The sequence below is a fragment of the Sinorhizobium sp. BJ1 genome, from assembly GCF_002531555.1.
GTDB classification, from domain to species: domain Bacteria; phylum Pseudomonadota; class Alphaproteobacteria; order Rhizobiales; family Rhizobiaceae; genus Sinorhizobium; species Sinorhizobium fredii_B.
Map to the genome: position 1 here is coordinate 126,115 of NZ_NWTH01000019.1, position 9,742 is coordinate 135,856.

8 protein-coding genes and 1 pseudogene are annotated in these 9,742 nt (G+C 63.0%); 6 read left to right on the forward strand and 3 right to left on the reverse strand.

The genetic code is table 11. The annotated features are described in order from the left end of the window. The first annotated feature begins 67 nt into the window (after window positions 1-67). Genes CO676_RS22285 through CO676_RS22305 form a run of 5 tightly spaced genes read left to right on the forward strand, consistent with a single transcriptional unit; the run spans window position 68 to window position 5,780 of the window. On the forward strand, window positions 68-772 hold the full coding sequence (locus tag CO676_RS22285; RefSeq protein ID WP_097522683.1) for a CerR family C-terminal domain-containing protein: 705 nt from the start codon (window positions 68-70) through the stop codon (window positions 770-772). Beyond that, entirely contained in the window at window positions 769-1,773 is a 1,005-nt protein-coding gene (hlyD, locus tag CO676_RS22290; protein WP_097522684.1) for a secretion protein HlyD, read from the forward strand. The genes CO676_RS22285 and hlyD overlap by 4 nt, the downstream gene beginning before the upstream one ends. Continuing rightward, window positions 1,770-3,518: an ATP-binding cassette domain-containing protein gene (locus CO676_RS22295; RefSeq protein ID WP_097522685.1), complete on the forward strand. Its 1,749-nt coding sequence runs from the start codon at window positions 1,770-1,772 to the stop codon at window positions 3,516-3,518. Before hlyD ends, CO676_RS22295 begins: the two co-directional genes overlap by 4 nt. After that, window positions 3,515-4,666: an ABC transporter permease gene (locus tag CO676_RS22300; protein WP_097522686.1), complete on the forward strand. Its 1,152-nt coding sequence runs from the start codon at window positions 3,515-3,517 to the stop codon at window positions 4,664-4,666. The genes CO676_RS22295 and CO676_RS22300 overlap by 4 nt, the downstream gene beginning before the upstream one ends. 1 nt (window position 4,667) lies before the next feature. After that, entirely contained in the window at window positions 4,668-5,780 is a 1,113-nt protein-coding gene (locus CO676_RS22305; protein WP_097522687.1) for an ABC transporter permease, read from the forward strand. 2 nt (window positions 5,781-5,782) lie between these two features. Here the strand turns inward: CO676_RS22305 and CO676_RS22310 are convergent. From CO676_RS22310 to CO676_RS22320, 3 genes and pseudogenes are all read right to left on the reverse strand, one after another. Next, window positions 5,783-5,995: pseudogene (locus CO676_RS22310) on the reverse strand (type II toxin-antitoxin system prevent-host-death family antitoxin); the annotation flags it as partial. Beyond that, window positions 5,994-6,596 (reverse strand): alpha/beta hydrolase, encoded by a 603-nt coding sequence (locus tag CO676_RS22315; RefSeq protein WP_097522688.1) that lies wholly within the window; start codon window positions 6,594-6,596, stop codon window positions 5,994-5,996. The gene CO676_RS22315 and the pseudogene CO676_RS22310, both read right to left, overlap by 2 nt. Before the next feature lie 109 nt (window positions 6,597-6,705). Further along, on the reverse strand, window positions 6,706-7,638 hold the full coding sequence (locus tag CO676_RS22320; protein ID WP_097522699.1) for a VOC family protein: 933 nt from the start codon (window positions 7,636-7,638) through the stop codon (window positions 6,706-6,708). 231 nt (window positions 7,639-7,869) lie between these two features. Here CO676_RS22320 and CO676_RS22325 point away from each other — a divergent pair, with 231 nt between their 5' ends. Beyond that, window positions 7,870-9,696, forward strand: a complete 1,827-nt coding sequence (locus tag CO676_RS22325; RefSeq protein ID WP_097522689.1) for a sensor histidine kinase — start codon at window positions 7,870-7,872, stop codon at window positions 9,694-9,696. Window positions 9,697-9,742 lie beyond the last annotated feature (46 nt).

A 9,742-nucleotide genomic window follows, 5' to 3' on the forward strand; every position in this document is an offset into this window, starting at 1 on the left:
TCTCAACTTCGATCCCACGTTCATTCGATCGATTGACTTATTCGGATGAATGGGGTAATTTAAGCAGATGATCAAAGACAACGACACCACGATACAGCTGAAGGCTGAGCGCGGCGACGCGACGCGAGACAAGCTTCTCGCCACGGCGATCGACATATTCGGCCGCTATGGCTTCGACGGCGCCACGACGCGAAAGCTCGCCGATGCGGCGGGCGTTAACCTGCAGGCGATCCCCTATTATTTCGGCGGCAAGGAAGGGCTCTATATCGCCGCAGCCGAGCACCTCGCGGCTCTTATCGGCGATCATGTCCGAGATCTGCGCGCGACGATCCTCGGCCGCCTCGCTGAACTCGACGGAGAAGGCAAGTCGATGACCTCCGCCGAGGCGCGCGCCTTCCTCACCCAGATGGTCCAGAGGATGATCGTTCTCTTCGTCAGCAAGCAGTCGGAAAGCTGGGCACGCTTCATCATTCGCGAGCAGATGGAGCCGACCGAGGCATTCACGCGCATTTACGGCAACATCATGCGGCCAATGATCGAGATGGCGCGCCGACTGATCGGCGCCATTCTCGAGGACGACCCGGCATCCGAACACATCCGGCTCAGAACCCTCTCCTTCGTTGGGAGCGTGCTGGTGTTCCGCATGGCGCATGCCGCCGTCTATGCGCAGCTCGAATGGGAAACCGCCGGACCGAAGGAGATCGACACATTGCACCGGCACGCGGCCGAACTCGTGGCCATACTCGGTGCGGAGAAGGACCCGCAGCCATGAAGAAAATCGCTCTCATCACCCTGCTCCTCGTGGCGAGCGCGGCCGGTGCCTGGTGGCTGGATTTGTCTGGGCGGCTCGGCTGGGCGGAAGACAACAGGAACACGGTCCTGTACGGCAATGTCGATATCCGCCAGGTGTCGCTCGGCTTCCGCGTCAGCGGACGCATCGCCGAACTTCGCGTTGACGAGGGCGACGCCGTCAAGGCCGGCGACGTGATCGCCAGGCTCGATGCCGAGCCCTTCCAGCAGGCCCTGGATGCAGCCGAGGCGGATGCCGAGGCGCTCCGCGCCACGCTCGCAAAACTCAAGGCGGGCGCCCGCCCGACCGAGATCGCCCAGGCCCGCGCCGTCCATGATGAACGCCTTGCTGAACTCAAGAATGCCGAGCTCGCCTATCAGCGGGCGCAGCGACTGCGGCCGGCCGGCACGATCTCGCAAGCCGAACTCGACCAGGCGGTCGCCAGCCGCGCCGCGGCTGCCGCCCGCGCCGCGTCGGCACGCGAAGCCTTGGCTCTGCTCGAAGAAGGAAGCCGCGTGGAAGACATAGCGACAGCCGAAGCGCAGGCGAATGCCGCGACAGCGAAGGCCGCGAGCGCCCGCACGGCGCTTAAGGATGTCGAGCTCGTCGCGCCGAGCGCCGGCGTCCTTCTCTCTCGCGTCCGCGAGGTCGGCGCAGTCGTCTCGCCGGCAGACACGGTCTATGTGCTTTCGCTGACGAAGCCCGTCTGGGTTCGTGCCTATGTCGCCGAGCCGGACCTTGGCCGCGTCCATCCGGGAATGAAGGTCAAGGTGACCTCTGACACCAACCCTGCACATGGCTATGAAGGAACGATCGGCTTCATCTCGCCGGTCGCGGAATTCACGCCGAAATCGGTGGAAACGCCGCAGCTCAGGACCGATCTCGTCTACCGGCTGCGGATCGTCGTCGCAACGCCCGGCACGGACCTGCGTCAGGGCATGCCGGTGACCGTGCACCTGCCGAGTCCGGAGGCCGGAACATGACAGCTGGTGGTCCTGATGCCGCAGTTGCGGCGCCCTTCGTGCGGCTGGTTGCCGTTTCCAAGCGGTTCGGCGCGGCGCTCCCTGCCCTCGACTCGATCGATGGCGTCATTGCAGGCGGACGGATCACTGGCCTCGTCGGTCCTGACGGCGCCGGCAAGACGACATTGATCCGGCTGATGACCGGTCTCATGTTGCCGGACGAAGGCACCGTCGAAGTGCTCGGTTTCGATACGCGCAGGGACCCGGCCAGCATCCAGGGGTCGATCGGCTACATGCCTCAGCGCTTCGGGCTCTATGAGGATCTGTCGGTTCAGGAAAACCTCGATCTCTATGCCGACCTGCGCGAGCTGCCACTGGCGGAACGCGGCCGGACCTTCGCCGAACTGCTTGAATTCACCGATCTGGCCCGCTTCACCTCGCGGCTGGCCGGCAAGCTCTCCGGCGGCATGAAGCAGAAGCTCGGCCTTGCCTGCGCGCTGCTGCGCAAGCCGCGGCTGCTGCTCCTGGACGAACCCGGCGTCGGCGTCGATCCGATCTCGCGACGCGATCTCTGGAAGATGGTCGAGAACCTGACGGCGGAAGGCATCGGCGTGCTCTGGTCCACGGCCTATCTCGACGAGGCGGAGGCCTGCGATCAGGTCTTGCTGCTCAACCAGGGCAGGTTGCTTTTTGACGGCTCGCCCCAGGAGATGACCGGGCGGGTCGAAGACCGCGTCTTCCGTCTTTCCGGCACGACGGGGCGTCGCCGCGAAAGACTTGCGCGCCTGCTCGATCAAGAAGGCGTCGTCGACGGCGTCATACAGGGCGAAGCGATACGCCTGGTGATGAAGCCGGGTCTCATCCCTCCCTCGCTCGATGAGGCATCACCCGGTCGCGCCGCCGCCACACCGCCGCGGTTCGAGAATGCCTTCGTCGATATGCTCGGCGGCGGTCCGGGCGGGCGGTCGCGTCTCGCAGAAACTCAGCGGCCGTTCGCCGCCGATGGCGGGCGTCCGGTGATCGAAGCGCGCGGGCTGACGAAGCGCTTTGGCGATTTCACCGCTGCCGACAACATCACCTTCGACATCCCCCGCGGCGAGATCTTCGGCCTGCTCGGTCCGAACGGCGCGGGCAAATCGACCACGTTCAAGATGCTGTGCGGGCTTTTGAAGCCGACCGCCGGCGACGGACGCGTCGCCGGCTTCGATCTTCGGCGCGACGCGGCCGAGGCGCGCAACCGCCTCGGCTACATGGCGCAGAAATTCTCCCTCTACGGCGATTTGAGCGTGCTGCAGAACCTGAATTTCTTCGCCGGTGTCTACGGACTGTCCGGCGTGAGGAAACGCGAACGGATCGATCTGATGACGGAGATCTTCGATTTCCGCGCGATCCACGACATGTCGGCGAAGGACCTGCCGCTCGGTCTCAAGCAACGCCTGGCGCTCGCCTGTGCCGTCTTGCACGAGCCGGAGGTGCTGTTCCTCGACGAACCGACCTCCGGTGTCGATCCGATCACCCGGCGTGAATTCTGGACGCACATCAACGGGCTCGTCGAAAAGGGCGTGACGGTTCTCGTCACCACCCATTTCATGGACGAGGCGGAATACTGCGACCGCATCTCGCTCATCTATCGCGGCCGGTCGATCGCGCTCGGTTCGACGGACGAGATGAAGGCCCGTGTCGCCGGCAAGGACCTGCCGAACCCAACCATGGAAGATGCCTTCATCGCTCTCGTGCAGGGCTCGGAGGCGAAGGAGGCGGCATGAACGCCGAGCCGAAAAAGCCAGAGCCCGATCGCTCGGGCCGCGCCCGGCGCTTCGCAGCCCTCGTGCGCAAGGAGAGCTATCAGGTGGTGCGTGACCCGAGCAGCATCCTGATCGCCTTTGTGCTGCCGCTGATCCTGCTGTTCTTGTTCGGCTATGGCGTTTCGCTCGATACCACGCGGACGCGGATCGGCCTCGTCGTTGAGGAGGCGACGCCGCTAACGCGCGATCTCGCCGCGAGCTTTCATGCGTCGCGCTATTTCGCAGTCGCCATTGGTCGCGATCGCCGCGAATTCGAGGACGACCTCGTCCTCGGCCGGGTACGCGGCATTGTCGTGATCCCGGCGCGCTTCGCCGCGGATCACGCGGCGGGACGCCATCCTGCGGTCCAGGTGATCGTCGACGGATCCGAACCGAACACGGCGAATTTCGTTCAAAACTACGCCCAGGGAACGGTCACCAATTGGGAGCGTCAGCGCACCCTGGAGGGCCGGGGCCATCCGCCGGCGATCGCGGTCGAACAGCGCTTCTGGTTCAATCCTGAACTGACCAGCCGGAACTTCCTCGTTCCGGGCTCGATCGCTATCGTCATGACGCTGGTCGGCACGCTGCTGACCTCCCTCGTCGTCGCTCGCGAGTGGGAGCGCGGCACGATGGAGGCGATGATGGCCACCCCCGTCTCGGCGGCCGAACTGCTCGCCGGCAAGCTCCTTCCCTATTTCATCCTCGGTCTCACCTCGATGACGCTCTGCGTGCTTCTCGCCGTCTTCCTGTTCGGCGTGCCGTTCCGCGGCTCGGTACTCGCGCTTTATGCGCTCTCGGCAACGTTCCTGATGCCGGCACTCGGGCAAGGCCTGCTGATTTCGGCTGCCACCAAGAATCAGTTTCTCGCCTCGCAGCTCGCGTTGATTTCGGCCTTCCTGCCGGCCTTCCTGCTGTCCGGTTTCCTCTTCGAGATCAACTCGATGCCGACCGTCATCCAGTGGATCACCTATATCGTCCCGGCGCGCTATCTCATCCCCAGCCTGCAGACGGTGTTTCTCGCCGGAGATATCTGGCCGGTGTTCGCCCGCGCAATTGCGGTGATGTTCCTGATTGGCTGCGTTTTCTTCGCGCTGGCTGCGCGCAGTACCAGAAAGAGGATCGGGTAAAATGTGGTGGGGTCGACTGAAGGCGCTGATCGTCAAGGAACTTCTTGCCGTGCTGCGGGATCCGAAGGGTCGCACCGTCCTGATCGGCCCGCCGATCGTCCAGTTGCTCGTCTTCTCCTATGCGGCGACGCTGGAGGTGAACAACGTCGACCTGATGGTGTTGAATCGCGACAACGGGCACTGGAGCCAGGAGCTTTTGCAGCAAATCGGTGGATCGCCGACCTTTCGCTCGATCCGCCACGCCAACAGCCCCTCTGAAATCCGGATCGCCATCGACAACCAGCATGTGCTGGCGGCCGTCGAAATCGGTCCTACCTTCTCCCGCGACATCGAGGCGGGAAGACCCGCCGAGGTGCAGATGATTTTGGACGGACGGCGCTCCAACGCCTCGCAAATCGTCTCCGGTTATCTGGGGCGCATCGTCGGTATGCTCGCAGCCGAAACACCGGCCGGCGAGCGCGCCGCCTCCGAGGCGATCAGGGTCGAGGCCCGCAACTGGTTCAATCCCAATCTCACCTATCAATGGTTCATGGTGCCGAACCTGGTGGCGAGCATCGCTCTGTTGATCGGGCTGATTGTCACGGCGCTGTCGGTTGCGCGCGAGCGGGAGCTCGGCACCTTCGACCAGCTCATCGTCTCGCCGTTGCGTACGCACGAAATCCTCATCGGCAAGCTCATCCCGCCGATGATGATCGGGCTCTTCCACATCACGATCTATATTCTTGCCGCCGTCTTCATCTTCGGCGTGCCGCTTCGCGGTTCGCTCTTCCTGCTCTACGGCAGCGCCATCTTCTATCTCGCCGCGGTGGTCGGGCTCGGCCTGTTCATCTCTGCGCTATCGATGACCCAGCAGCAGGCGATCCTCGGGGCCTTCCTGTTCATGGTGCCCGCCATGCTGCTTTCCGGTTTCGCGACGCCGATCGAGAACATGCCAAGCTGGCTGCAGCCGGTGACGCTGATCAACCCGCTGCGCTATTTTCTGGTGATCGTGAAGGGCGTCTTCCTCAAGGACATCCCGCTCGCCGAGGTCGTGCATCAGACGCTGCCGCTGTGCCTGATTGCCGTCGTGACGCTTTCATCGGCCGCTTGGCTCTTCCGCCGTCGGCTGGAGTGATTTCATACGCCGAAGATACGTTCGATCTCATCTCGGCCCAGGCGATCAAAATCGTCCGGAACCCTGATCTGACCGGCCATGAAACCAATTCGACGGTTTTCGGTACTTGAAGGCTGGTCAAGCTAGACAACCTTGACCATGGGTTTTCCCGCCTTTGCAATAATAAAGGGCTCGCCCCGTGCAGCTTTCTCGATAAGCCGGGATAGATGGGTTTCACCCCTTCAAAAACCGCTCAATCGCCGCGATCTCGTTTTGGCGGATGTCGTGACCGCCGGTATGCCATTCGACTTCGACCGTCGCCTGCTGCGCCTTGAAATAGTCGGCGAGCGCCCGGGTCAGCGGCGCCGGGCAGATCGGATCGCGTTCGCCGGCGGTGACCAGGATCTTGCGGCCCGATAGAACGGGATTGTCCTTCGGACGGAACGGGATCAGCGGATGCATGAGCACGGCCCTGTCGAAGACGCCTTCTTCGATCAGCACGTTGGCGAGAATATTGGCGCCGTTCGAATAGCCAAGGCCGATGATCTCCGTGGCTTCGTGCTCGGCTGCGAGCGTCTTCACGAAATTTACCATCTTCTCCGTGGCGCGGGCCAGGTCCGCCATGTCGTAGACCCCCTCGCCCGTGCGCCTGAAGAAGCGCGCGGCTCCATGCTCCGACACGTCACCGCGCGGCGACACGATGGTAGCCTCCGGCAGAAGCTCGGGGCTGAAACCGAAGAACTGATTTTCGTCGCCGCCCGTTCCGTGGAGGACAAAGAGGATCGGGTTGCCGGGCTCGCCGGCTTTCAGCTTATGCACATAGCCATGGTCAACCATTGATTTCTCCTTTATAGCCAATAGGATAGTGTGTGTTTATGTCACTCGACTTTAAGAGCGCCTGCCCTCCCTCGCACATGCGAAGGAGGAGCGGAGCGCCGGAGACTCTTTATCCCTCGAGCTTCTGCAAATGGCTTTCGAGAATCGGCCGGAGATGCTTGTGCTGCTGCGGCAGCTTCAGCGCCTCGCCGAGATGGGCGACCTCCTCGTCGCGGTCGAAACCCGGCTCGTTGGTGGCAATCTCGAAGAGGACGCCGCCCGGCGTGCGGAAATAGATGGCCCAGAAATAGTCGCGATCGATAACCGGCGTGACGTGATAGCCGGTATCCATCAGCGCTTTCCGAACTTCGAGTTGCTTCTCGCGATTATCCACGGCGAAGGCAACGTGGTGCACGGAGCCGGCGCCCTGTGCGGCGCGGTTGATGTTCGGCAGCGTCTCCAGGTCAACAAGGCCCGCGCCATTGCCGCCGGGCACGATCAGCCTTGTGACACCATCCTTGCGGTCAAGCTCCTCATAGCCCATGAACTTCAGCAATTCCGCCGTCGCGCCTTCATCGCGCAGCCGCATCGAAACCGAGTGAAAGCCGCGGATCGCGTGATCCTCCGGAATGCCGCCTTCCATCCACGGCGCGCGCGGATCGTCCTTCATCTCAACAAGGGCAAAGCCGTCGCCGTCGGGACCGGCGAAGTGCAACCGCTTCTCGCCGAAGGTCTCCTCGGCCTTGAGGCAGCCAACGTCGAGCCGCGCCAGCCGGTCCTGCCAGAAACCGAGCGACCCTTTTGGCACGGAAAAGACAGTCGTTCCCACCTCGCCGGTGCCGGCGCGGCCGCGCGGCATCTGCGGAAAGGGAAAATAGGTCATCACCGTACCGGGTGTGCCGGTGCTGTCGCCGTAATAGAGATGGTACACGTCCGGCGAATCGAAATTCACCGTCTTCTTCACGCGGCGGAGGCCAAGCGTATTCGTGAAATAATGATTGTTGGTGCGGGCATCGTCCGCCATGGACGTGACGTGATGCAGGCCTTTAATCTGGTCGAGCATGCCGTTGCCTTTCTGCCCGTCTATCTCCGGGCTTGTCGATGCCGAATAGATGCTCTCTCGCAGCCAACGGGGAAAGCCCAGTGCCAACAAACGCATTGTCAACGCATCGTTGACACTCACAGCCAATCGTTTATGCGGAACGGTACTCACCGGCCGCTTGCCACGGGTCGAGCGCGCTTCTACGATCCAAGCATCGCCTGACACGCGCGGGAGGAGGAGCCCGGGCATTCCGTGAAATATCGTTTCCTGCTTATGCTTTTGCTCCTGCCGGTCGCCACCGTGACGCTTGCCGTCCACGGGAATGTCCTTGCGACGCGCAGTTACATGCAGGAAGCCTCGGCACAGGCGAACACAGCCCTTAGACTGGCCGTTGCCGCACTCAGCGGCCATCTCAACCGCTATCAGGCGCTGCCCGCGCTCATCGCCGATCACGACGACATCAAGGAGCTCGTGACGCGCCCCCGGGACCGCCGGCTGCGGGACTCCGTCAATGGCTACCTCAAGGAGATCAATGGCCTCCTGAAATCGTCCGATATCTACGTCATCACCCCGGACGGCGACACGATTGCCGCCAGCAATTATGACGGTCCGGCGAGCTTCGTCGGCCAGAACTTCAGTTACCGCCCCTACTTCCAGGATGCGTTGCGAGGAGAACAGTCGCGCTTCTATGCGCTCGGAACCACGTCGCTCAAGCGCGGCTATTACTTCGGTTCGCCCGTACGCATCGGCGACGAGATCCGCGGCGTCATCGTCTTCAAGGTCGATATCGAGACGATCGAAGCCTCCTGGCAGGGCGGCGAGTACAGAATTTTCGTTTCCGATCCGGAAGGAATCATTTTCATGAGCGGAGATCCGGAGTGGCTCTACGCCGGTATCCTGCCCTTAACGCCGGATCGGCTTGCCCGGACGGAAGCCTCGCGGCGCTATGCCAATGCCATCCTCCACCCCTTGCCGGTCGCTCGAAGCGAGACTGACGGCCACGCCTTGATGACGGTTTCGGGCGGCGACAGCGCCCGGGAATACCTCGTCCTCTCGCACTATATGTCGGACGCGGACTGGACAGTGAACGTCTTGACCGATACGGCCTCGGTCAGGACCCAGGCCTTGACCACGGTCGCGGCCGCCATCCTGTTGCTCTGCCTTACCGGTTTGGCGATCGCAATCCTCATCCAGCGGCGCGCGCGGCTGCGGGAGCGGATGCTGATGCAGGAGCAGGCGCAGGAGGAACTGGAGCGCCGGGTCGAGGAGCGCACGGCCGATCTCGCTCGCGTCAACGCGCGGATCGAAGCGGAGATCGCCGAACGGCGGCTTACCGAGCAACAGTTGCGCCAGACGCAGGCGGATCTCGTCCAGGCCGGCAAGCTTGCGGGGCTCGGCCAGATGTCAGCGGCGCTCTCGCACGAGTTCAACCAACCGCTTGCGGCCGCCAAGACCTATGCCGACAGCGCGGCGCTGCTGATCGAGCGGGGGAGAACGACGGAAGCGAGTGACAATGTCAGGCGCATCTCCGGCCTTATCGACCGCATGGCGGCGATCAGCCGGCATCTGCGCAATTTCGCGCGCAAGCCGAACGAAAAGCTCGGCCCCGTACCGCTCGAAGATGTGATGCACGATACGATGGAGATCGTCGCAACGCGGTTGAAGACGGCGAACGCCGCAATCGATATCGACCTCGGCACCGAACCGCTCGTCGTCCGCGCCGGTTCGGTGCGGCTGCAGCAGGTGCTCGTCAACGTCATCTCCAATGCGGCCGACGCGGTCGAAGGGCTCGAGGACCGCACGATTACGGTGCGCGCCTGGCCCGAAGGCGGCACGGCGGTGCTGACCATCCGCGATCGCGGCGCTGGCGTCGCACCCGCTATCGCCGAACGCATCTTCGATCCCTTCTATACGACCAAGGGGGTGGGCAAGGGGCTCGGTCTCGGCCTTTCAATTTCCTACAACATCATCAAGGATTTCGGTGGCAGCCTGACGGTGTCGAACCATGGCGAAGGGGGAGCCGTGTTCCGCATCGAACTTGCCGTCGTTCCCGAGTCCGAGCGTGAGGCCGCTGAGTAATGGAAAAGTCAAGCCGCTTTTCGGTTGGGATCGAATGCCTGTCTGG

Excerpts from the sequence above, each read along its gene's own strand:
- CO676_RS22285 (WP_097522683.1), top strand. The coding sequence starts at position 68 with ATGATCAAAGACAACGACACCACGATACAGCTGAAGGCTGAGCGCGGC.
- hlyD (WP_097522684.1), top strand. The coding sequence starts at position 769 with ATGAAGAAAATCGCTCTCATCACCCTGCTCCTCGTGGCGAGCGCGGCC.
- CO676_RS22295 (WP_097522685.1), top strand. The coding sequence starts at position 1,770 with ATGACAGCTGGTGGTCCTGATGCCGCAGTTGCGGCGCCCTTCGTGCGG.
- CO676_RS22300 (WP_097522686.1), top strand. The coding sequence starts at position 3,515 with ATGAACGCCGAGCCGAAAAAGCCAGAGCCCGATCGCTCGGGCCGCGCC.
- CO676_RS22305 (WP_097522687.1), top strand. The coding sequence starts at position 4,668 with ATGTGGTGGGGTCGACTGAAGGCGCTGATCGTCAAGGAACTTCTTGCC.
- CO676_RS22315 (WP_097522688.1), bottom strand. The coding sequence starts at position 6,596 with ATGGTTGACCATGGCTATGTGCATAAGCTGAAAGCCGGCGAGCCCGGC.
- CO676_RS22320 (WP_097522699.1), bottom strand. The coding sequence starts at position 7,638 with ATGCTCGACCAGATTAAAGGCCTGCATCACGTCACGTCCATGGCGGAC.